Raw genomic sequence first — 23,000 nt, 5'->3', positions numbered from 1 at the left:
CCTAAATACCTTCTTCAAAGTTTCCCAATATGTTTTTCGCTTCTTCGATAGAAGTCAATCCCCTCTCCACTAACATCATTGCCTTTTCTCCCAACGTAACCAATCCATTTTCCTTTGCAAACATATATAGGTTTCCTTGCGTATAGTCCATATTTGCTAAATGTACTTTGGGTATCAAAATTTCAAATATTGCCGTTCGTCCCTTATATCCCGTATATCCACACTCTTCACAACCTACTGCAACAAAATACTTTCCTTCCATTTTTTTGCAATGCAAACAAAGCTTTCGCAGCAGTCGCTGGGCAATTACTCCTTTTACAGTCTCTTTAATCATCACCGGCGAAATGTCCATGTCTGTCATCCTATATATAGCACCTGTTGAATTTTCCGTATGCAATGTCGATAAAATCGTATGCCCGGTCAATGCCGCCCTTGTGGCTATCTCTGCTGTACTTTTATCTCTTAACTCACCAATCATCAACACATCTATATCTTGTCGTAAAATTCCTTTTAACGCCTGCTCAAATCCAAAGCCACCTCTGTCGTTGATGTTGACCTGAGTTATTCCCTCTATAATAATTTCTACGGGATCTTCAATAGATACTATATTTACATACTCTGAATTCAGTTCTTGCAAAAAACTCGCCAGCGTTGTACTTTTTCCACTACCAGTTGGTCCTGTTACTATTACCATCCCAGATTTAATCTTTAACAAAGAGTTTACATATTTTAAATCTTCTTTTGAAAATCCCACGTCCATCAATGAAATTACTGCATCTTCATTTTTCCTCAATCTCATAACAATTTTCTCGCCATTAATACTAGGTAGCGTATTCACTCTAATATCATAATTTTGATAGCTTAAATATCCGTCCTGCGTCTCTTTATTGTTAGTAATATCCATATTGGAAAACGTCTTTACTGCATTCACTAATTCCTTCGATATTCCTCTACTAAGATTCTTGATATCTTGCAATCTTCCATCAATCCTGAATCGTATTAAGACATTTTCTCTCATCACTTCCATATGAATATCCGAAGCATTCTCTACAATTGCTTTATCTATCACACTTTGAATTACCGATTTAATTGTAGTATCAGTTTCCAATTCGCCATTGCTATCTAACGTAAACAAATCCTCGCCAACTTCATCTTTCTCCGTATCCACCAAGTCCACTATCTGCGAGTTGCTTTTATAAAATTCATTCATTTTTTTATACGCAATTTCTATCGAGTTTACTGTTGCCACTTGCACCCTCACTCTTCTATGCGCTATCAATTTTAATGTTACAATTTTTTCTAAAATCAGCGGATTGTCCATTGCAATTTCTAAGAGATCGTCATCTTGATATGTTGGAATTATTCTATTACTTATACAATAGGCTGTTACTATCGGCTCTGTTTCAATATCAAATTTAAAAGTTTCATCAAAAGTGACTCCATCAACTTTGTAGTATTCTTGCTTAATCTGCAATAAATCCTCATCATCTATGCAACCATACATTTTCAATAATTTCTCTTCCATCGCAACTGCTGCAATTGTTTCCTCAGTTGCCTCCTCAATTGCCACTTCAAATTTTGGTACCTCAGTTTTTGATGCCGCTTCTGTTATTGTCACTTCTTCTAGTGCCGTTTCTAATATTTCCGCTTCTAGTATTGCCGCATCAGCTATTGCCACTTCTGTTATTGCCATTTCAGTTGCCGCTTCAGTTATCACCGCTTCTATTATTTCCGCATCTGTTTTTGCCGCATCAGCTATTGCCATTTCAGTTGCCGCTTCAGTTATTTCCGCATCTGTTTTTGCCGCATCAGCTATTGCCACTTCAGTTGCCGCTTCAATTATTTCCGCATCTGTTTTTGCCGCATCAGCTATTGCCATTTCAGTTGCCGCTTCAATTATTTCCGCATCTGTTTTTGCCGCATCAGCTATTGCCACTTCAGTTGCCGCTTCAATTATTTCCGCATCTGTTTTTGCCGCATCAGCTATTGCCACTTCAGTTGCCGCTTCAATTATTTCCGCATCTGTTTTTGCCGCATCAGCTATTGCCGCTTCAGTTGCCGCTTCAATTATTTCCGCATCTGTTTTTGCCGCTTCAGCTATTGCCACTTCAGTTGCCGCTTCAATTATTTCCGCATCTGTTTTTGCCGCATCAGCTATTGCCACTTCAGTTGCCGCTTCAATTATTTCCGCATCTGTTTTTGCCGCATCAGCTATTGCCATTTCAGTTGCCGCTTCAATTATTTTCGCATCTGTTTTTGCCGCATCAGCTATTGCCACTTCAGTTGCCGCTTCAATTATTTCCGCATCTGTTTTTGCCGCTTCAGCTATTGCCACTTCAGTTGCCGCTTCAATTATTTCCGCATCTGTTTTTGCCGCTTCAGCTATTGCCACTTCAGTTGCCGCTTCAATTATTTCCGCATCTGTTTTTGCCGCTTCAGCTATTGCCACTTCAGTTGCCGCTTCAATTATTTCCGCATCTGTTTTTGCCGCTTCAGCTATTGCCACTTCAGTTGCCGCTTCAATTATTTCCGCATCTGTTTTTGCCGCTTCAGCTATTGCCACTTCAGTTGCCGCTTCAATTATTTCCGCATCTGTTTTTGCCGCTTCAGCTATTGCCACTTCAGTTGCCGCTTCAATTATTTCCGCATCTGTTTTTGCCGCTTCAGCTATTGCCGCTTCAATTATTTCCGCATCTGTTTTTGCCGCATCAGCTATTGCCACTTCAGTTGCCGCTTCAATTATTTCCGCATCTGTTTTTGCCGCATCAGCTATTGCCGCTTCAGTTGCCGCTTCAATTATTTCCGCATCTGTTTTTGCCGCTTCAGCTATTGCCACTTCAGTTGCCGCTTCAATTATTTCCGCATCTGTTTTTGCCGCTTCAGCTATTGCCACTTCAGTTGCCGCTTCAATTATTTCCGCATCTGTTTTTGCCGCTTCAGCTATTGCCACTTCAGTTGCCGCTTCAATTATTTCCGCATCTGTTTTTGCCGCTTCAGCTATTGCCACTTCAGTTATTGCCACTTCTGTTATTGTCGCTTCGGTTATTGCCGCTTTTATTATTGTCGCTTCTTCTATTGCCGCATCAAGTATTGCCGCTTCTATTATTTCCGCATCTTTTATTGCCGCTTCTGTTATTGCCGCTTTTATTACTGCCGCATTAGCTTTTGCCGCATTCATTATTGTCGCATCTAACATTCCCACATCAAGTATTGCCATTTCTAGTACTGCCACATCAGTTTTTTCCGCTTTTATTATTGCCGCTTTTATTTTTACCGCATTAATTTTTGCCGCATTTATTATTACCGCTTCTAGTATTGCCGTATCTGTTATTGCTGCTTCTATTATTTCCGCTTTTTTTATTGCCGCTTTTTTTATTGCCGCATCAAGTATTGCCTCCTCTATTATTGCCGAATCAATCATTTCCGTTTCTTCTATTGCCGCTTTTTTCATTGCCTCTTTTTTTATTGCCACTTCTGTTATTGCCACTTCTGTTATTGCCGCTTTTATTATTTCCGCTTCTTCTGTTGCCGCTTCTATTATTGCCGCTTCAATTTTTGCCGCATCTGTTATTGCCACTTCTGTTATTGCCGCTTTTATTTTTGCCGCTTTTATTTTTGCCGCTTCAATTTTTGCCGCTTCAATTTTTGTCGCTTCAATTTTTGTCGCTTCTATTTTTGTCGCATCTGTTATTGCCGCTTTTATTTTTACCGCATCTGTTTTTGTCGCTTTCATTATTGCCGCTTCTATTATTGTCGTTTCTGTTATTGCCGCTTCAATTTTGGCCGCTTTTATTATTGTCGCTTCTTCTATTGCCGCTTCAATTTTGGCAGCTTCTTCTATTGCAGCTTCTTCTATTGCCACTTCTTCTATTGCCGCTTCTTCTATTGCCGCTTCTTCTATTGCCGCTTCTTCTATTGCCACTTCTTCTATTGCCACTTCTTCTATTGCCGCTTCTTCTATTGCCGCTTCTTCTATTGCCACTTCTTCTATTGCCGCTTCTTCTATTGCCGCTTCTTCTATTGCCGCTTCTTCTATTGTCGCTTCTTCTATTGCCGCATCAGTTTTTGCCGCATTCATTATTTCCGCCGCATTTTGGACCGCTTTTCTTAATGACGCATCTGTTTTTACCAGATTCATTATTGCCGCATCAGTTTTTCCTACTTCTATTGTTGCCGCATTCATTATTGCCGCCGCATCTTGGACCGCTCTTCTTATTGCCTCTCTCATTGTTGCCGCATTTTTTGCCGCATCTTTTGCCGCATTTTTTGCCGCTTTTGTTTTTGGTGCCACTTCTGTTATTGCCATTTCAGTTTCCGCTTCAGCTATTGCCGCTTCAGCTATTGCCGCTTCAGCTATTGCCGCTTCTTTTTTAATTCTTTCCGCTTCTTTTTTTGCCGCTTCTTTTTTTGCCGCTTCTATTTTTGCCATTTCTGCTTTTGCCGCTTTTTTTAATGCCGCTTTCATCATTGCCGCATCTATTTTTGCCGCTCTCATCATTGCCTCTTCTTTTTTAATTCTTTCCGCTTCTATTCTTTCCGCTTCTATTTTTGCCGCATCTATTTTTGCCACTTCTGCTTTTGCCATTTTAGTTGCCGCTTCAGCCATTGCCGCTTCTATTTTTGCCACTTCAGCTAATGCCGCTTTCATCATTGCCTCTTCTTTTTTAATTCTTTCCGCTTCTATTTTTGCCGCTTCTGCTTTTGCCGCATCTATTTTTGCCACTTCTGCTTTTGCCATTTTAGTTGCCGCTTCAGCTATTGCCGCTTCTATTTTTGCCACTTCTGCTAATGCCGCTTTCATCATTGCCTCTTCTTTTTTAATTCTTTCCGCTTCTGTTTTTTCCGCTTCTGTTATTGCCATTTCAGTTGCTGCTTCTACTATTTCCACTTCTGCTATTGCCGCTTCTACTGTTGCCGCTTCCATTATTGCCTCTTCTGTCATTGCCGCTTTTATTATTTCCGCTTCTACTGTTGCCGCTTCCATTATTGTCGCTTCAATTTTTGCCACATCTGCTTTTGTCACTTCTGTTATTGCCGATTTTATTATTGCCGCATTTGTTCTTGCCGCTTTTATTATTGCCGCTTTTATTGTTGTCGTATCTGTTTTTACCGCTTCAATTTTTGAAGCTTCTATTATTGACTCATCAATTTTTGACGCTTTTGTTATTGCCGCTTTTATTATTGTCGCTTCAATTTTTGTCGCTTTTGTTATTGCCGCTTTTATTATTGCCGTTTTTGTCATTGCCTCTTCAATTATTTCCGCTTTTTTTATTGCCGCTTCTGTTATTGCCTCATCTGTCATTGACTTTTTTAGTATTGTCAATTCTGTTAGTGCCGCTTCCATTATTGCCACTTCAATTTTTGCCGCATCTGTTTTTGCCACTTTTGTTATTGCCGCTTTTATTACTGCCGCATTTATTTTTGCCGCTTTTATTATTGCCGCTTCGATTATTGCCGTATCTGCTATTGCCGCTTCAATTTTTGTCGCTTCTATTATTTTCGCATCAATTTTTGCCGCTTTTGTTATGATCGCATTTATTTTTGCCGCATCTGTTTTTACCGTACCTGTTATTGCCGCTTCGATTATTGCCGTATTTGTTATTGCCGCTTCAATTTTTGCCGCTTTTATTGTTTCCGCTTTTATTATTGCCTCTTCTATTGTTGTCTCCTTCGTTTTTTGAGTCACTCCTGCTATTGCCATCTCTGTTATTGCCTCCTCTGTTATTGCAGTTTCTGCTATTGCCTCTTCTAGTATTGCCGCTTCTGTTTTTGCCACATCTGCTATTGCCGTTTCTGCTATTGCCGCTTCTGTCATTGCCGCTTCTGTCATTGCCGCTTCTGTCATTGCCGCTTCTGTCATTGCCGCTTCTGTCATTGCCGCTTCTACTGTTGCCGCTTCCATTATTGCCGCTTCTACTGTTGCCGCTTCCATTATTGCCTCTTCTACTGTTGCCTCTTCTACTGTTGCCGCTTCCATTATTGCCTCTTCTTTTGTTATTACCTCCTCTGTTTTTGGTGCTTCAATTTTTAGTGTCGCAGTTTTTTTTGTCATAGTTTTTGCTACTATAGTTTTTGCTATTGCCGCTATCTTTGCCATTGCAGTTTTTACTACAGAAGTTTTTGTTCTTTCCTTAGTTGCGTTCTCTTTCCAATACATATCTTTTCCTCCTATCTATTTAATATCACATGTTTTGTATAAGAGTATCGCCTATAAAAAATTTTTTTATACAGTTTATTCAAAAATTTATTATTTTTTTTTGCACATTAAAAAAACTGCCACTCCAACTTATGCCGGGGTGACAGTTCTCTATTTTTATTACCATCCAAACGGAAAAATTTGATTCGGAACTGGTATTTCTTTCTTTTCTGGCTGAGGCATTTCTTCTGTTATTGCAGGCTGCTCTACTTCTGTTAATGTCAAGTTTAGATCCATACTTTCTCCAGATCTTGACAATCTCACCACCACTTGATCTCCAACTTCTTTGCCTTTTAATAACTCTCTCAATTCTTCTATACTAGTAATTTTTACACCATCAAATTCTAAGATTATATCATGTTGCTTCATTCCTCCAATATCTGCCGCACTTCCAGGTACAACGCTCGCTACATATACTCCCACCGGTATCTCAAATTGCGCAATATCCTGCGTCATCGTTGCACCAGTTATTCCTAACGATGGCCTAATAATTCGTCCATGTTCTACTAGCTCATCTACTATTATCTTTACATCGTTAATCGGTATTGCAAATCCCATTCCTTCTACTTTATCATCCACCAATTTAATCGTATTGATTCCTATTACCTCTCCCGAAGGCCCAATCAACGCACCTCCGCTATTTCCCGGATTTATTGCAGCATCAGTTTGGATCAATCTCATTTCACTTTCTGCACTTACATCTATTGTTCGATTTATGGCACTTATTATTCCCGCCGTTACCGTATTATTATATGCCTCGTCCAATGGCGTTCCAATCGCGATCGCCAGATCTCCAACACGTATCTGATCGCTATCTCCCAGCGGCGCAATTGATATTTTATTTATCAACTCCACCGGTACCTCTTTTTTATCTACCGAAATCACGGCAACATCAGTTAACGAATCCATACCTACTACTTCTGCGCTCACCTTTTCATTTCCTATAAATGTTACAGTCAGCGTCTCTGCCCCTTCGACCACATGAGCATTGGTGATAATATAAATTTTTTCGTCATCCTCTTTAAAAATTACTCCAGAGCCCAGCCCCGAAGCCTGATATTCCATAATCCAATTGGTTACAGACTGATTATTAATAATAGAAACAATAGACGGTCCTACATTTTCTGCTATTTGCGTAATAGTATTCGGAGCCGTCATTGCTGCAACAACAGGGGTTAGTTTTGGTTCTATAATATCCACAGTTTTAATTGGYCCCGCTATTTTGGCGTCTACAAGACTTTGTTGCGTTAAGTAATCATTCAAAAAAGCATATGAACCTCCTGCAACGCCTCCACCCACAATGCTAACCACTACCATGCCTGCAACAAATTTTAAAAACCCCATTCCATTATTATTGTTGCTTTTATTATTTGTATCGTTATCATCTAAAAATATATTATCATCATTATTATTTAAGTTATGTTGATTATTACTATCATCATTGTTTATCATTAAAATTCCTCCCACTCTATCTCTTGTTTTATAATACAAAGTATATCCAAAAAATGTGAAAATCATATGTTGACTTAATATGTTTATTCACAACATTTACAATTTATCCAACATTTGTATATTGTTATTCTTAATTTTATGGGCAAGCTATTTATATCGCAAAATCTTTTACTTTTTTTACGAAATTGACAAATTATACGAAATTTATCAAAATTGTTTGACATTTAATGGAAACTAGTTTATAATTCTAATGACAAACAAAATTATACAATGGAGGTTGCAACACATGTGCCTTGAAGCTCAAATTAATAAAAATACTTTATTTATAAATTTAGACGGTGAAATCGATCATCACACCTCTACCGGTATTAGAAGCGAAATTGACAAATTATATGATTCATCTCGAATTAGTAATATAATATTTAATTTTGAAAACGTTACCTTTATGGACAGTTCTGGCGTTGGACTTTTGATGGGTCGTTTTAGAAATGTAACTATTAGTGGTGGCCGTGTTGCGCTTGTTAGGGTTCCAAAGGAGATTGACAAAATTTTAAACATTTCTGGAATATACAAACTAATGAATAAATTTGACGATGAAGAGAAGGCTCTTAATCATCTTCAAAGATAATAAGGAGGGTAAAATGACTACAAACTACCTAGACATGAATTTTCAAAGTATTAGTAGAAATACTTCTTTTGTACGAGCAACAATCGGAGCTTTTTTATCTTCCTTAGATCTCAATATGGAAGAATTATATGATATCAAAATGGCAGTTTCCGAAGCTGTCACTAATGCTATTCTTCATGGCTACAAAAATGATCCTCACCAATTAGTTCAACTAACTTGCTCATATCAAGAATCTCAAACTCATTTTGATATTACTATAACAGTTACTGATACCGGAGCCGGAATAACTAATATTGATCAAGCACGTCAAGCCATGTTTACAACATCTGAAGATGCTGAACGTGCCGGTCTTGGCTTCACTGTTATGGAAACAATCATGGACGCAGTAGAAATTTCGTCAAAAGTAGATGTCGGTACAACAGTCACTCTACATATGACTGTTCAAAAGTAGAGACCATAAGAAGAACGGAGGTAGAAAATGGATACTCAAACAACCAATGAACAAATGGAAAAAACAAGGCTTCTCATCTTGAAAGCACAAGGTGGCGACATTAGTGCCAAAGAATTACTTGTTGAGCAAAACTTAGGACTTGTTTGGAGTCTTGTAAAACGTTTTACAAATCGTGGCTATGACTTAGACGATTTATTTCAAGTTGGTAGCATTGGGCTTTTAAAAAGCATTGAGAAGTTTGATCTAAAATATCCTGTTGCATTTTCTACTTATGCCGTACCAATGATTGTTGGAGAAATCAAACGTTTTCTAAGAGATGACGGTCTTATTAAAGTAAGTCGAAGCCTCAAGGATCTAGCATCTAAGGCTCGTAATGTAAAAGAAGATTTTCAAAGACAAGAAAATCGTGAGCCTACTCTCAAAGAAATCTCCGATATTCTAAATGTACCATGCGAAGAAATTGCAGTATCACTCGAGGCAAATATGGAGGTTGAATCTCTCAATGCTGTCGTAAATCCCAACAGCAGTGCTACTATTACTCTTGCCGAAAAAATAGATCAATCTCCCGATGAGCAAAAGAATATTTTTGAAAATATATATCTAAAAGAAATAATTAAAACGCTATCTAGTGTTGAACGACAAATTGTTAACTACAGATATTTTGAAGATTTAACACAATTAGAAATAGCAAATAGACTGGGAGTTTCTCAAGTCCAAATTTCTCGAATCGAAAAACGTGTTCTAGAAAAACTTCGCCAGTCTATCGGCAATAATTAATATTCTACTCCAATCATAGTGAGTCCCGATGCAGGTGCAGTTTTGCCTGCATTTTTTCTTTCTCGCATTTCCAAGATTTTTGCTATAGGCATTCCTCTCCCTAGCCCCTTATCTATCAAAGTTCCTGCTATAATTCTCACCATATTATATAAAAATCCATCTCCTGTAACATCGATTTTTATAATCTCATCATCTCCCCTCGCCACCACAATATCAAAAATTGTACGCACCGTAGATGACCCCTTTTTTAGAACATTCGACTTTGCTGCACAAAAGGCTCTAAAATCGTGTGTTCCCACCAGCTCTRATGCAGCTACCTTCATTTCTTCAACATCCAATTTATGAGGAAAGTGATATACAAATTCTGCGACAAATGGACAGGACACTGTTGTATTCAAAATTTGATACCTATACATTTTACGCTTTCCAGAAAAAGTTGGATGAAATCCTTCTTCGGCATCTTCAATAGACTTTATTACAATATCAACTGGCAACTTATTGTTTAAAGCAAGCAACAACCCCGAGTTACCAATTTGCGTATCTATATTTGCTATACACACCTGAGCCAATGCATGAACGCCCGCATCAGTGCGACCGGCACCCACTATTCTCACTTGCTGTTGCGTAATTTTTTCGATTGCTAGCTCCAGCTCCGCTGATATAGTTTGAATGCCCGAGCCTACAACTTTGTCGCCCGCCTGCCTTGCAAATCCATTATAACGGGTGCCTTTGTAGGCCACAATAAATTTTTTATTCAATACACTCACCATTTTCATTTATATTTTATAGCAACCAGCAGAGTACTCCAAATATCAGTGTCGCCACAATCGCTATTCCATCAGATCTTTGATATCTCAGAGGATTTAGCTTTGTTCTGCCCGCTCCTCCATGGTAGCAACGAGCCTCCATCGCCATCGCTAGCTCATCTGCTCTCGTAAATGCAGAAATAAATAATGGCACCAATATCGGAATATATGCTTTCGCTCTTTTTATAATATTTCCTTTGTCAAACTCTGCCCCCCTTGCTGTTTGCGCTTTCATTATCTTGTCTGTTTCTTCTAGCAAAATTGGAATAAATCTTAATGCAATACTCATCATCATAGCAATTTCATGGGCTGGTACACCAATTTTTTTAAACGGACTCAACAAGCTCTCTATTCCATCTGTTAATCTAATTGGCGATGTCGTTAATGTTAATACTGATGAACCAACTACCAACAATATTAATCGAAGACCCATTTGTATCGCCATCAAAATTCCTTCTTTATATATTTTTACAAAGCCCCACTGAAATAACAGCGTTTCGCCTCCAACAAAAAACACATTCAAAATTACCGAAAACATCAAAAAGATCATAATTCCTTTTAAACCTTTAAGCAAATATTTCATTGGCACATTACTAGCTTTAACAGTTAAAAACAATCCCACCAGTATAAATCCATACCCCCAAAAGGTATCCACCATAAATACTGCCGCAATATAGATAAATACCATTATAATTTTTGTTCGAGGGTCAAGTGAATGGATTGCTGATTGCACTGGATAAAATTGTCCTATTGTGATATCACGAACCATTGTTACGCCTCCTACTATATATTTTTTTCTTATGCACATTATAACAAAAAAAAGCACAAATTGTATACAAGTAAATTTTGACTTGTTTTACTTGGTAAAATATGTTATTATCTAATTTGTACAAAAATTTTTAATTTGGAGGTAAGTCATGATAAAAGTCACTAAGCAATTTGATTTTGTAGTTATTGGCGGAGGTATTTCTGGATTATGTATGGCCATATCTGCTGCACGAAACGGAGTTAACACTGCCTTAGTTCAAAACAGATCTATGCTAGGAGGAAACGCAAGTAGCGAAATGCGCGTGCATGTAAACGGTGCCGAGCGTGGCGGAAACTTTAGAAATGCTCTCGAATCCGGAATCATCATGGAAATTTTAATGGCAAATAAAAATGTAAATCCAGAAAGCTCATATCATATCTGGGATACTGTACTTTGGGAAAAAGCTAAGTTTCAAGAAAATCTCGAATTATTTTTAAATACCAATGCATTTGATCTTGTAGTCGAAGATAATAAAATTACTAAAGTAATTGCAGTACAAAATACTACCGAAATCGAATTTACATTTGAAGCAAAATACTTTGCCGATACAACTGGTGATGGCACAATTTCTGCAATGGCAGGTGCGGACTTTACCATTGGCCACGAAGCTCGCTCAACATACAACGAGTCTCTTGCACCAGAAGAAGCAAACAACCATGTTATGGGTAGCTCTTGCCTATTCTCTATGAAAGATGCCGGCGTTAAAAGTCCTTTCAAACGTCCTGAATGGGCATATGAATATACACGCGAAATGCTTGGCAAACGTGGCATTCCAGAGCTTACTCATGGATACTGGTGGATAGAACTTGACGGTGAAATTTCTGAAACAGAAGATATTAAGACTGAACTTATGAAATATTTGTACGGTGTATTTGATTATATAAAAAATAGTGACCATTTTCCTAAGGAGCAAACAGAAAATCTTGTAATAGATTGGATTAGCTCCATTGCAGGTAAGCGCGAATCTAGAAGAGTTTATGGCGATTATGTGTTAAACCAAAATGATATCGATAAGTCTGTAAGATTTGCAGATGCGGTAGCATATGGCGGATGGACAATGGACGACCACTCTGTTGGGGGCATCAAATCTATTAACCCTCAGGAGCGCGGAACTATCTGGCATCCTATCAAAGATATTTATACAATTCCTTACCGTTCCATCTATAGCAGAAATATCAATAACCTATATATCGGCGGTCGATGCTTTAGTGCTTCTCATATGGCCCTTAGCTCTGCTCGTGTTATGGCAACCGGAGCCACTATGGGTCAAGCTGCTGGAGTTGCAGTTGCTATTGCGCTTCGCGAAAATATTTCTCCAAGAGAAGTCGGTCAAAAATATATCGATGAGCTACAACAAAGGCTTATTCGCGACGACTGCTATATTCCTGGCATTCCAGCAAGAGACGACTACGACCTTGTCAAAAAAGACCAGGTAACAATCACAGCATCTTCTAGTATACCAGGCGGCGAAGCTACAAATATCAATGGCGACTATGCTAGACGAGTTGACGACGTTCAAAACTGCTGGATCTCGGCTGAAACGATTAGCGATGAGTGGATCAATATTGATTTTGGCAAATCCATCTCTGCAAGAGAAGTTGTCTTGCGATTCGATCCTAACTTTAGCTGCACACTAATTCCAACTCAATCTTATAGAACCAGAGCAAGGCAACCAATTCACATGCCTCTAGTTTTAGTAAAAGATTATGTTTTGCTTTGCGAAAAAGATGGCAACGTTGTAAAAGAAATCGTAGTTAACGACAACTTTCAACGCCTCAACAAACTTGATGTCAGTGGCATTGATTTTGACAACCTAAAAGTAGTTGTTAAGTCAACTTATGGCGACAAGCATGCAAGAATTTTTGATATAAGAGTTTATGCATAATCYGCAAAAAGGTATTATTTTCCTTTTTTATGCAAAACAACCATAAACAATTCGTTAATTCCAAGAATCATTTATAGTTAATTCTGAAATGAGTATATTTTAATGGCATACGAAACCGCAAAAATTATCTGCCGTGAAAAAAATATTCCTACTACAGAGTAATATATACGNTAGTAATATANACGGGNCCTTTGCTTATACATAGGTCCTTTTTACATAAAATATGCTTATCTAGCAGTTTTTTTTACAATTTTAATCATATGTTATTTCATACATACATACATATACTTTATTATTCCTTTCTGCTTTCGCCATAACGTACATGTTTATATTTAATCTTAAAGGAGAATGTTCATGACAAATCAAACTATCAAACTTTCACAAGTTTATGAAACTGCTAACTACTATTATTCTACTTCTGATTTTTATTGTGCTGAAGCCATCATCAAAACCGTTCGAGATACGTTCGAAATCGACATATCAGACCAAATTATTACACTAGCAACGGGATCTTCTAAAGGTATTAGCCATGCCGGATGCACATGTATTGCAATATCTGGTATAGTTATGGCTCTCGGAATGGTCTTTGACCGCACTGACACAATGGATGCTGATGTTTCTTATACACTAGACTTAGCTCAAAAATTACATGATCGCTTCTGTTCACACCACCCACTTCCTTGCCATCATATATCAATACGCGATCTAGATCCTAATCTCAACACTCATACTCAACAATGCATTCACTTTACCTGCGAGATAGCATGTGAAATTACACGGATTATTTGCCGTGATAAAAATATTTCTATCATCGATAACATCAATTAAGATTAATTTATCTAAATTACCTAATTTTGGAATTTAATTTTTACATAGATATACACTACTATAAATAGTACCCCTATAAACAACAGACTAGTTAGATTCGAATTTAATGTTTGCCCAAATGTCCATCCAAACAACGAACTTATCGTATTTAACATCAAATTCAGCGTATACAATGGTAGTGTATACAGACATGTTTTCTCAATAATTTTTCTTTCCTTCTCTGTTCCACCCTTCAAAATCATCACAAACATGAATATAGCAGGTGACATCGCTAGTAGTAGCATTAATAATAATGGGGTCATTCCAATCAATTCTGACATATCAACCTCCAATACATTTTTATATTTAGCTTATCCAAATCTCTAAAATTTATTAGCCCACAAAATTTATTAGCATTTAATCTATTTAATTTATGTCTATTATGTTACAATAAGATTTGTTTTTACAGAGTACTGCAATATATTTTAAAAATCAGAAGGAGATTATTATGGAAAAGTTAAAGAAACCACTTATGATTTATGTCACTATCGTTGCGTTAAGCGCTTTGGCTCTTGGGTTCAGTGACCAAATATTTTCTAACTACTACAAAGATGCCTATAACGCCACCGCTGAGATGCGAGGATTTATCGAATTTCCGCGGGAGCTTCCTGGTGTATTGTGCATCGTACTTATTGCTGCATTGTCCTTTATAGGAGATATCCGAATGGCCATCGTTGCCCATATCCTAAGCTTTATAGGCATTATAGCTCTGGCATTCCTTACCCCCGACTTTAACGTTATGCTTATCTTTTTATTTATCAACTCTGTCGGAATGCACATGTTTTTTCCATTGGTTGACGGCATCGGTATGAGCCTAATTGATGATAGCAATGTGGGAAAAAAAATGGGGCAGTTTAAAGGTGTCAACACTGCTTTTGTATTTTTGGCCAGCCTAACTGTGTTTTTGGGCTTTCGATACGACATCTTTTCGTTCACCACTCCTATCAAATTAATTTTTCTTCTTAGCGGAATATTGTGTTTTATAATTATTCTTTTATTTGTCGCTCTAAACAAAATGGTACATACTCCAGTTAAAAAACGTGAATTAAAAATTAAATTTAAGAAAGAATATAAGTATTACTATACACTTGCTATTATGAATGGTGTACAAAAGCAAATCGTAATTGTATACGGTCCCTGGGTTCTTATCGAAATTCTGGGCCAACAAACCGATTCTGTAGCCTTAATCGGAATGTTTGGCGCCTTAATTGGCATTTTCTTTATCCCTCTTCTTGGCAAATGGATCGATAAATATGGTGTTCGCAAAATGCTCTTCTTGGACGCACTCTCTTTTATTGCAATATATTTAATATACGGTTTACTCAGCGGTGGTTTTGTCTCCGGTACCATTCCACAAACAGGATTTTTTATTGGTCTCGCCATCGCTATTCTAGTTTTAGATAAAGTTTCCATGCAAATGGCCATCATCCGCACCGTTTATCTCAAGAGTATCGCTCTCGACAGTGCCGATATCACTCCCACAATTTCTCTCGGTATTAGCATGGACCATATCGTAACTATCATTTGCGCTGCCGCAAGCGGTATTATCTGGGAACAATACGGCCCTCAATATATCTTCTATCTTGCTGCAGCCTTCTCATTCATTAATCTCTATGTCGCATTCAAAGTACGAGACAATATCGCCGATACAGAGTCGCTAAGTGCATAGCCAGAAAGGGTGAATCACCAAGATGTTAACCTCCGTTGCTTATATTTTTTTATTTGGATTACTAGGCTCCGTCGCATCAAAATTTTTGAAGATTCCTTCACTTGTTGGAATGTTGTTTGCTGGCATTTTGATCGGCCCCTACGCATTAAATTTGCTAGACCCCTCGATGCTCTCAATTTCTGCCGACCTCAGAACTTTTGCTCTAATTATCATCTTAATCAAAGCCGGGCTATCTCTCAAAATTTCCGATATCAAACAAGTGGGGCGACCAGCTTTATTTATGTCGTTTGTCCCTGCCACATTTGAAATTATATCATATGTCATCTTTGCAACACTCATTTTGGACCTCAGTTTGTTAGAAGGAGCGCTTCTCGGTGCGGTACTTGCTGCAGTTTCTCCTGCAGTTGTTGTTCCGCGAATGACTGCACTAATCGAAGAAGGATACGGCGATCGCACCAAAATTCCCCAGCTCATTACAGCCAGCTCGTCTTGCGATGATATTTTTGTAATCGTTTTATTCTCATCTTTTTTGGGTGCACTAGAAACTGGTGCCGCTCTCAGCTTTACATCATTGATCGATGTACCCATTTCTATTGTATTGGGCATAGTTGTTGGAGCAACATTCGGGTTCATCCTAGCGTTAATCTTCAAAAAATTTAGCATTCGCAACACAATCAAAATTATCGTCATCATCAGCTGCTCCTTCTTACTCCTCCAAATCGAAAATACTTTTGAGAATGTTGTACAAATTTCTGGATTAATCGGTGTCATGAGCCTCAGCATTGTTCTCAAAAATCGCCTCAAAGACGAGACCGCTCTCAATCTCAGTAAAATRGTTTCCAAGCTATGGGTTGCCTTTGAGCTCTTGCTTTTCGTATTGGTTGGCGCAACAGTCAACATAGAATATACCATCCAAGCGGGTTTTGGTGCTCTAATTTTAATCGCTATCGGCTTAGTATTTCGCAGCTGCGGCGTATTCGTTGCACTTCTGGGCACCAAATTAACCAAAAAAGAGAAGCTCTATTGTGCAGCAAGCTACATTCCAAAAGCAACAGTTCAGGCGGCCATCGGGGGCGTTGCCTTAGCGGCGGGGCTTAGTTGCGGAGAAGTGGTCCTATCGGTTAGTGTCATCGCGATCATAATTACGGCTCCGCTCGGTGCCATCCTAATCGACAAACTCAAAAACTGGATAGCATAAATCTCGGCTATCGTTGCGTCGGCAAAATTAATCACGAAAGGAAGTCTAATAATGGAAACAATTTATTTCGCTGGCGGTTGCTTATGGGGTGTTCAAGCATTCATCAAAACATTGCCCGGAGTCATAACTACCGAAGCGGGTCGAGCCAATGGCACTGCTAATACGCTCGATGCCGCATATGATGGATATGCCGAATGYGTCAAAACCACCTTTGATCCCCGTATTGTTGATCTGCCTCAATTAATGAGCTACTTTTTTGAAATCATAGATCCATATAGCCTAAATAAGCAAGGCATAGATGTCGGTCCTAAATATAGAACTGGCGTATATAGCGTCGATGCGCAACACCTGGCTGYCGCAAAAACATTTATCGCAAACAGAAGCGATGCCTCACAAATTGCTGTTGAAGTATTGCCMTTAACCAACTATATCGCCAGCGCCACCGAGCATCAGGACAGACTCGACCATTATCCCAATGATTATTGCCACATACCTTCAGCATTGTTATCTAAGTATAAATAGTTCGGTTGATGCCCAGCTTTATTYAACTGCAMGGTTGACAAGTCAAAACTTAATTAATATAATTAAATCTGTAATTATTCTTTATTATCAGAAAGGACGATATTTTGGAACTCAGACGATATGAAGTATTTGACTTAACGTTTATTGCCAGTTTTGATCTAGATCCATTTTGCGAACTCAATTTCTATGCAGAAGTCTATCAAGAGAACGCTCTTTGTAAAAAGGTTCACGGATTCTATAACGGCAATAACGAATTTATAGTTCGATTAAGCTTTGACACAACTGGGCATTACCATTACAAGACTTTTTCTAATATTACAGAACTTGCAAACAAAGAAGATGCAATTATAGTTCATGACAATGCAACATTAAAGGGTCCTATATGCCTATCTTCARCAACAAAAAATCGTTTATTCTATCAAGATGGTTCATCCTACAATTTACTTGCGTTCGAATGCGACTGGCTTTTTACAGTTGGTTACAACGAAGAGGGCCACAAACCCGAGCGTCTTATCCAGTACTTTGCCGATAACAACATCAACCAGGTCATCATGAACGTTTACGCCAATGATTTACGCTGGGGTGGCGAAGGCTGGGAAAGCGGCGATGGCATAAAAGCTGAGCACAAGCAGGGTGCGCGTGAAGATATCTTTCCATTCCTAGGCAGTAATAGTAATCCAGATTTTTCTGCCATCAATGTTGATTTCTTTAAGCATCTAGATAGAATTATTCACCTGCTCAATAACCACAATATTGTTTCGCATYTAATGATTTATGTATGGAATAAAAAGGTAAATTGGCCAGATGCCTATACCGATTCTGACAATATGTATTTTGATTATGTTATTAAGCGATACCAGGCTTTTCCAAATATTCTATGGGACGTTAGCAAAGAAGCTCTCAGCTACGGCAGATGCGATTCCAATTATCTACTCGACAGAATCTTGCGCCTCAAACAACTCGATTCATATAGCAGGCTCCTTACTGTCCACGACTTTGGCTTCTGCAACAAATACAGCGACCTACTAGATATTATTTCAGTACAGAATTGGAAAACCGACATCAACTTCGTAACTAATAATATTACCAATAAATATAAACACAAGCCAGTACTCAATCTTGAACACGGCGGCTACGAAAGAGGTCCTTATAGCATTTTCGATGGCAATTACAACGACCCAAAAGTTTGCCTCCGCCGAAACTATGARATCATGTTTGCCGGTGCGTATAGCGCATATTATTGGCAGCCGCTTTCTTGGAGCGTTACACTTATGCCTTGGGAAAGTGAYCCCGAACCTCATTTTGATTACTATAAACATCTTGGCGACTTTTTTAAAAAATATGATTACGCTGAGTTTACAAAAAAAGAGGGATTTCCTTTCCATATCAACGGAGGTTTCTCATTAATGAACAACACCAACGATACGCTGCTTACGTATCTTCCAAAGGAGCACTGCGCTCTCGGCATCAACACCGTCCGACACAGCAACTCTGGCAACTATTGCTTCTTTAATACTATTACCGGTCAATATAGCGAACAGCAACGCATCGAATTTGTCAAGTTTAATAGATTTTTTAACCCATTCGATGAAGATTGTATTTTGATTTTAAAATTTGATTTAAAGGAGAGTATATAATGGAAAAGAAAATGAGCACCGCAACCAAGCGCGCAATCGAAGGCAAATACTTTGAAGGGGGAAATGATTGGTTCACTTATTTTAGATATCGTCCTCTCAAAGGAGATTTGGCACCAGAACAAGGAGTTGTCCGCCGCGATCCTTCTAGTGTAATTTTAGTAGACGGGACATATTACGTATACTATACAAAATCGACTGGCGAATGGTTTGGTGCGGATATAAATAAGCCAGAACAAAAGTCGTTTCCTTGGGACTATGCCGAAGTATGGTATTCGACTAGCAAAGATGGAATTACCTGGAAAGAAGAGGGTGTTGCAGCTGGCTTGGGAGCACCGGGTTCATACGACGAGCGAAGCGTATTTACTCCAGAAATCTTGGCGCACGAAGGCAAATATTACCTCACCTACCAATGCGCAACATCTCCTCATCTTCACAGAACCCGTCACTGTATCGGAATGAGTATTGCAGACAATCCAAACGGTCCATTTATCAAATTGGCAGAACCAATTTTACGACCATCAGACGGCGGAGAATGGTATGGCGATGATGACAACCGCTTTAGAGTTCTCAAAAAAGGTGATTTCGACAGTTGCCAAGTACACGATCCATCGCTCCATTACTACAAAGGTAAATTTTATCTATACTACAAAGGCGAAACCATGGGCGAAGAAATTTTTCGAGGTGGACGCGAAATCAAGTGGGGCGTTGCCATTGCGGACAAAATCGAAGGGCCATATGTAAAAAGCGAATATAATCCAATTTCCAACAGTGGGCACGAGCCTTGCTTATGGGAATACGATGGTGGAATGGCGGCATTGGTGACCTCCGACGGAATGGAGAAAAATACTATTCAATACGCCAAAGACGGAATCAACTTTGAAATCATGAGCTCTGTCTCCAGATGGGAAGGTGTTCCACATGCTGCGGGGCCATTCAGATCCGATCCTGCTACTCACAAAAAGCCTCTCGACGGACTTAGCTGGGGAATTTGCATGACACCTGCAGGACTTAAATACGATCATCTGCTTAGATTTGATCTAAATAGAGCTGGCATCGAGCACACCAATGCAAGCCATGCCGAAATGAAAGAAATTCTCAAAAATCAATAGTTATCTGGGCTGAATTTATCCTCAGCCCTTATTTATTACACAACAGTTGCCGCAATGACATTCTTAAAATGGTTTAACGCATACGCATGTCCCGCAGCATCAAAGCTYGCCACCCCATCTTTATGCACCACAATCTTGTATCCCAAATTATACGCATCTACTGCAGTATGCAACACRCAAATATCAGTACATACTCCTACCAAATGCACCTCATCCACATCGCGCTCCTTCAATTTCAAATCCAATGGCGTTCCACAAAATGCAGAATATCTATTCTTGTCAATTTTCACATAATTTTTGGTTGTATCAATTACAGCGTCAACAGCCCCATACAATGCGCGGCCCTTTTCATCATAACAATGTAGCGGAAACATATTTCGCTCCTTATTATACGCATCCGACTCATCATGATTATCTGATGCCACTACCACAAAGTCGCCGTTCTGCTGAAACTCTTTCACTAACTCCACAATTTTTTGCTCCAAAGCTTGCCCTGGCTTTCCGCAAGTTAATTTCCCATCATCTGCAACAAAATCGTATATATAATCTATTATTATTAATGCCTTCTTCATTTTTTACCTCCAAAATATTGATTTGATAGCCATTTTTATTTTATGTACATCCACACAAAATAATACTATCTTTATATATGTAATGACCCAAATATCTACTATCGCGATGCATAAAATTCCAATATTTGCTTATTATAAGAAAATAGAAAATACTAAAGAGGTGATTATTTTGAACACTAGGTTTCTTGCCCCACTTATATTAATTACATTTCTAAGCGCTCTTCCTACTCCTGCAGAAATAACTCCACCCCCCTCATTTACGCTCGACTCAGAGCCCACAGAAAATTTCATCGTCTGTATCGACCCCGGACACCAGCAACGAGGAGATTTCCACGACGAACCCATCGCTCCAGGTTCAGCAATTCAAAAGGCTCGTGTTTCTGCTGGCACTTCAGGCATTGGCACGAAGAAAGCAGAGCACACAGTAAACTTAGAAGCATCGTTGATCTTACGAGATATGCTACAAGAAGAAGGCTTTACCGTAATCATGACCCGCGAGGTTGCAGATGTGAACATTAGTAATTCAGAACGAGCATTAATTTCTAACCAGGCAAACGCAGATCTTACCATCAAAATACATTGCGATAGTATAGCAAACGACTCCAAAACTGGAGCAACAATCCTCACCCCCAGCGATGCCAGTAGCTATACCCAAGCCATCTATCCCGAGAGCCAGCAATTTGCCGAGTGCCTGCAAAGCGCACTATCTGCCAACGGCATTAAAGTAAATGGGATCATAAAGCGCAACGATATGACCGGGTTTAACTGGTCTACAGTTCCAGTAATTATTTTGGAAATGGGCTTTATGAGCAACTGGACCGAAGATCAATTACTTTCTACCCCAGAGTATCAGAAAAAGCTAATGGCCGCTGTTGTTACTGCCATCAAAACATATCATAATCAGCATCAAAATACATTGTAATAGTACACGACTCCAAAACCGGAGCAACAACCTTAACCCCCTGCAGATTAATTTATTGTTGCACCGGTTTTTTATGAGCAAAAGCTAATGGACGCTGTTGTTACTGCCATCAAAATATATCATAATCAGCGATCCACCATAAATTATCGACAATATAATTTCATATTTTTACCATTTTTCTATATTAATTTCTTGTTGTTTCATATATCTATATATTACTAAATATGATATACTGGATAATATATTTTATAGAAAAGAGGACTTTTTATGTTCAAAAAATTTTTACCACTTGCTATATGCGCATTCGCTTTTACAGGATGCACTCAAACCGAATTAACCGAATTAGCCGACTTTCAATCAGCAATCAAGCCAACTGATTCAATCAATTATAACGCAACCGGAACAATCGAAATTTTTTTAGGCTCCGATATTCCTCTATCAATCAATATCCTTCAAGAAGGATCTGTTAACCAATTAACTGCAGATAGCGAGATATTCACCGATATTACCTTGGATCTCGACCAATACTACGAAGCGCAACTCTCACGCCTAGAGAAATCTCTCGTTTCGGCAAAATCCGATACCGCAGCTATAGAATCTGAAATTAAAAGTTTGAAAGAAGAAAAAGCCGCTAATGCCGAACTTTTTAACAACCTAACTCAGAGCTACATAATGTACACAATCGATAACGTTAATTATTACAGTACTAATTTTTTTAGTAATTTTCTTTCTTTAACAGATGATTCCTTTGTCTTCGACGACGATTCMTTCGCTGCTGACTTCGTTTCTCTACCACTGCCCGATTTAACCGCGGACCAAGCAGCGCTTTCGGCTCTTCAGATAGCCGATATAAACGCACTAATATTAGATGGTATATCACTTGATGATTCGCTCACAATACATGAAAATTCTCTTAGCTTCAGTCTTGATCAAAGCCAAACCATCGATTTTGTTTTTCAATTATTAGACAACATCTTCAACAATATTGATTCACTTACCGCGATGGCTGAGTCTGATTTCATTCCAGTCGACTTTGAATCTATAAAAGAAGAATACGAATCAGCCAAATCTAGCTATCTCGCTATACTCTCTTTCCTACTGGATGCTTCTATGAATTATGAATATGCAGTCGCCGATGATGTTCACACCAGCACATTTGATTTCACTTCTATAATCAACGGCTTTAACATGGGCCTAAAATTAAACTTTACCTGCGACACAACTCTTATAGATTCTTTTGAAATTGATTTTGATTTGCCTTCAATGACTATAGATGATTTTAAAAACGCAATCGAAGCTTCTCCAGATTTTTAATCTGTATTCCAAAAACTGTCGTGCTCCTTTGTGAGATATCCGCGGCAGTTTTTTTATTTTGTGAAAATTTAGTTGCTAGTTTTATTACAAAAACTTACTTATTTTTGCAAATTTTAAATATTTCTTTTGCAAAATACTAGATTTTTAGATAAGTATATGCTATTATAATTTTAAAAGGAGGCTTAGA

The 23,000-nt window shown here is 38.5% G+C and carries 18 protein-coding genes; 12 read left to right on the top strand and 6 right to left on the bottom strand.

Translation table 11 applies throughout. The features are described 5' to 3' along the window. Nucleotide 1 precedes the first annotated feature (1 nt). A complete protein-coding gene (locus tag EPU_RS14620) occupies nucleotides 2-6,157 on the bottom strand; it encodes an ATPase, T2SS/T4P/T4SS family (protein ID WP_010165893.1) in 6,156 nt (2,051 codons plus the stop codon). Nucleotides 6,158-6,316: 159 nt separating this feature from the next. Next, nucleotides 6,317-7,648, bottom strand: coding sequence for a S1C family serine protease (locus tag EPU_RS11045; protein WP_010165890.1), 1,332 nt, complete (start codon nucleotides 7,646-7,648; stop codon nucleotides 6,317-6,319). A 286-nt stretch (nucleotides 7,649-7,934) separates the two neighbouring features. On the opposite strand from EPU_RS11045, the gene spoIIAA reads away from it, so the two are divergent. Genes spoIIAA through EPU_RS00925 form a run of 3 tightly spaced genes read left to right on the top strand, consistent with a single transcriptional unit; the run spans nucleotide 7,935 to nucleotide 9,504 of the window. Further along, the gene (gene spoIIAA / locus EPU_RS00935) at nucleotides 7,935-8,276 is read left to right on the top strand and encodes an anti-sigma F factor antagonist (protein WP_010165888.1); all 342 of its coding nucleotides are present in this window, start codon (nucleotides 7,935-7,937) and stop codon (nucleotides 8,274-8,276) included. Between the two features lie 13 nt (nucleotides 8,277-8,289). Next, the gene (gene spoIIAB / locus EPU_RS00930; protein WP_010165886.1) at nucleotides 8,290-8,727 is read left to right on the top strand and encodes an anti-sigma F factor; all 438 of its coding nucleotides are present in this window, start codon (nucleotides 8,290-8,292) and stop codon (nucleotides 8,725-8,727) included. A 27-nt stretch (nucleotides 8,728-8,754) separates the two neighbouring features. Next, the gene (locus tag EPU_RS00925; protein ID WP_010165884.1) at nucleotides 8,755-9,504 is read left to right on the top strand and encodes a SigB/SigF/SigG family RNA polymerase sigma factor; all 750 of its coding nucleotides are present in this window, start codon (nucleotides 8,755-8,757) and stop codon (nucleotides 9,502-9,504) included. Here the strand turns inward: EPU_RS00925 and truA are convergent. Both truA and EPU_RS00915 read right to left on the bottom strand, forming a co-directional pair. Next, the gene (gene truA, locus EPU_RS00920; RefSeq protein ID WP_330360207.1) at nucleotides 9,501-10,262 is read right to left on the bottom strand and encodes a tRNA pseudouridine(38-40) synthase TruA; all 762 of its coding nucleotides are present in this window, start codon (nucleotides 10,260-10,262) and stop codon (nucleotides 9,501-9,503) included. The two genes, EPU_RS00925 and truA, sit on opposite strands and share 4 nt — an antisense overlap. Before the next feature lie 25 nt (nucleotides 10,263-10,287). After that, entirely contained in the window at nucleotides 10,288-11,079 is a 792-nt protein-coding gene (locus EPU_RS00915) for an energy-coupling factor transporter transmembrane component T family protein (protein WP_010165881.1), read from the bottom strand. Between the two features lie 148 nt (nucleotides 11,080-11,227). Between EPU_RS00915 and EPU_RS00910 the strand changes: the two genes are divergently transcribed. Continuing rightward, on the top strand, nucleotides 11,228-13,003 hold the full coding sequence (locus EPU_RS00910) for an FAD-dependent oxidoreductase (protein WP_010165879.1): 1,776 nt from the start codon (nucleotides 11,228-11,230) through the stop codon (nucleotides 13,001-13,003). 354 nt (nucleotides 13,004-13,357) lie between these two features. After that, on the top strand, nucleotides 13,358-13,831 hold the full coding sequence (locus tag EPU_RS00905) for a C-GCAxxG-C-C family (seleno)protein (protein ID WP_010165877.1): 474 nt from the start codon (nucleotides 13,358-13,360) through the stop codon (nucleotides 13,829-13,831). A gap of 20 nt (nucleotides 13,832-13,851) precedes the next feature. Here the strand turns inward: EPU_RS00905 and EPU_RS00900 are convergent, their stop codons facing one another. After that, nucleotides 13,852-14,151: a hypothetical protein gene (locus EPU_RS00900; RefSeq protein WP_010165875.1), complete on the bottom strand. Its 300-nt coding sequence runs from the start codon at nucleotides 14,149-14,151 to the stop codon at nucleotides 13,852-13,854. A 167-nt stretch (nucleotides 14,152-14,318) separates the two neighbouring features. Here EPU_RS00900 and EPU_RS00895 point away from each other — a divergent pair, with 167 nt between their 5' ends. The 5 genes from EPU_RS00895 to EPU_RS00875 all read left to right on the top strand — a co-directional run bounded on the left by EPU_RS00895 (nucleotide 14,319) and on the right by EPU_RS00875 (nucleotide 20,005). Next, nucleotides 14,319-15,539 (top strand): MFS transporter, encoded by a 1,221-nt coding sequence (locus EPU_RS00895; RefSeq protein WP_010165874.1) that lies wholly within the window; start codon nucleotides 14,319-14,321, stop codon nucleotides 15,537-15,539. A gap of 22 nt (nucleotides 15,540-15,561) precedes the next feature. Then, nucleotides 15,562-16,737 carry a cation:proton antiporter gene (locus EPU_RS00890; protein WP_044149143.1) on the top strand — a complete coding sequence of 392 codons (1,176 nt, stop codon included), beginning with the start codon at nucleotides 15,562-15,564 and terminating at the stop codon, nucleotides 16,735-16,737. A 51-nt stretch (nucleotides 16,738-16,788) separates the two neighbouring features. Next, nucleotides 16,789-17,259 (top strand): peptide-methionine (S)-S-oxide reductase, encoded by a 471-nt coding sequence (locus EPU_RS00885; RefSeq protein ID WP_029487748.1) that lies wholly within the window; start codon nucleotides 16,789-16,791, stop codon nucleotides 17,257-17,259. A gap of 104 nt (nucleotides 17,260-17,363) precedes the next feature. After that, nucleotides 17,364-18,896, top strand: coding sequence for an apiosidase-like domain-containing protein (locus EPU_RS11040; RefSeq protein WP_052296435.1), 1,533 nt, complete (start codon nucleotides 17,364-17,366; stop codon nucleotides 18,894-18,896). Continuing rightward, nucleotides 18,896-20,005: a glycoside hydrolase family 117 protein gene (locus tag EPU_RS00875; RefSeq protein ID WP_010165862.1), complete on the top strand. Its 1,110-nt coding sequence runs from the start codon at nucleotides 18,896-18,898 to the stop codon at nucleotides 20,003-20,005. The genes EPU_RS11040 and EPU_RS00875 overlap by 1 nt, the downstream gene beginning before the upstream one ends. A gap of 35 nt (nucleotides 20,006-20,040) precedes the next feature. Here the strand turns inward: EPU_RS00875 and EPU_RS00870 are convergent, their stop codons facing one another. Continuing rightward, complete coding sequence (locus EPU_RS00870) at nucleotides 20,041-20,577, bottom strand: cysteine hydrolase family protein (RefSeq protein WP_029487747.1); 537 nt, start codon at nucleotides 20,575-20,577, stop codon at nucleotides 20,041-20,043. Between the two features lie 169 nt (nucleotides 20,578-20,746). On the opposite strand from EPU_RS00870, the gene EPU_RS00865 reads away from it, so the two are divergent. Then, complete coding sequence (locus EPU_RS00865; RefSeq protein WP_010165858.1) at nucleotides 20,747-21,499, top strand: N-acetylmuramoyl-L-alanine amidase; 753 nt, start codon at nucleotides 20,747-20,749, stop codon at nucleotides 21,497-21,499. Between the two features lie 267 nt (nucleotides 21,500-21,766). Continuing rightward, on the top strand, nucleotides 21,767-22,813 hold the full coding sequence (locus EPU_RS00860; protein ID WP_010165857.1) for a hypothetical protein: 1,047 nt from the start codon (nucleotides 21,767-21,769) through the stop codon (nucleotides 22,811-22,813). Nucleotides 22,814-23,000 lie beyond the last annotated feature (187 nt).

The organism is Candidatus Epulonipiscium viviparus, assembly GCF_000171335.1.
Classification (GTDB): Bacteria; Bacillota; Clostridia; order Lachnospirales; family Cellulosilyticaceae; genus Epulonipiscioides; species Epulonipiscioides viviparus.
The sequence above is the reverse complement of the archived record's forward strand: the minus strand, read 5'-3'. Positions and strand labels throughout refer to the sequence as shown.

What these genes read in the sequence shown, in the direction of transcription:
- EPU_RS00895 (WP_010165874.1), top strand. Translation starts at nt 14,319, where the DNA reads ATGGAAAAGTTAAAGAAACCACTTATGATTTATGTCACTATCGTTGCG.
- EPU_RS14620 (WP_010165893.1), bottom strand. Translation starts at nt 6,157, where the DNA reads ATGTATTGGAAAGAGAACGCAACTAAGGAAAGAACAAAAACTTCTGTA.
- EPU_RS00925 (WP_010165884.1), top strand. Translation starts at nt 8,755, where the DNA reads ATGGATACTCAAACAACCAATGAACAAATGGAAAAAACAAGGCTTCTC.
- EPU_RS00910 (WP_010165879.1), top strand. Translation starts at nt 11,228, where the DNA reads ATGATAAAAGTCACTAAGCAATTTGATTTTGTAGTTATTGGCGGAGGT.
- EPU_RS00900 (WP_010165875.1), bottom strand. Translation starts at nt 14,151, where the DNA reads ATGTCAGAATTGATTGGAATGACCCCATTATTATTAATGCTACTACTA.
- spoIIAB (WP_010165886.1), top strand. Translation starts at nt 8,290, where the DNA reads ATGACTACAAACTACCTAGACATGAATTTTCAAAGTATTAGTAGAAAT.
- EPU_RS00875 (WP_010165862.1), top strand. Translation starts at nt 18,896, where the DNA reads ATGGAAAAGAAAATGAGCACCGCAACCAAGCGCGCAATCGAAGGCAAA.
- EPU_RS00915 (WP_010165881.1), bottom strand. Translation starts at nt 11,079, where the DNA reads ATGGTTCGTGATATCACAATAGGACAATTTTATCCAGTGCAATCAGCA.
- EPU_RS00905 (WP_010165877.1), top strand. Translation starts at nt 13,358, where the DNA reads ATGACAAATCAAACTATCAAACTTTCACAAGTTTATGAAACTGCTAAC.
- spoIIAA (WP_010165888.1), top strand. Translation starts at nt 7,935, where the DNA reads ATGTGCCTTGAAGCTCAAATTAATAAAAATACTTTATTTATAAATTTA.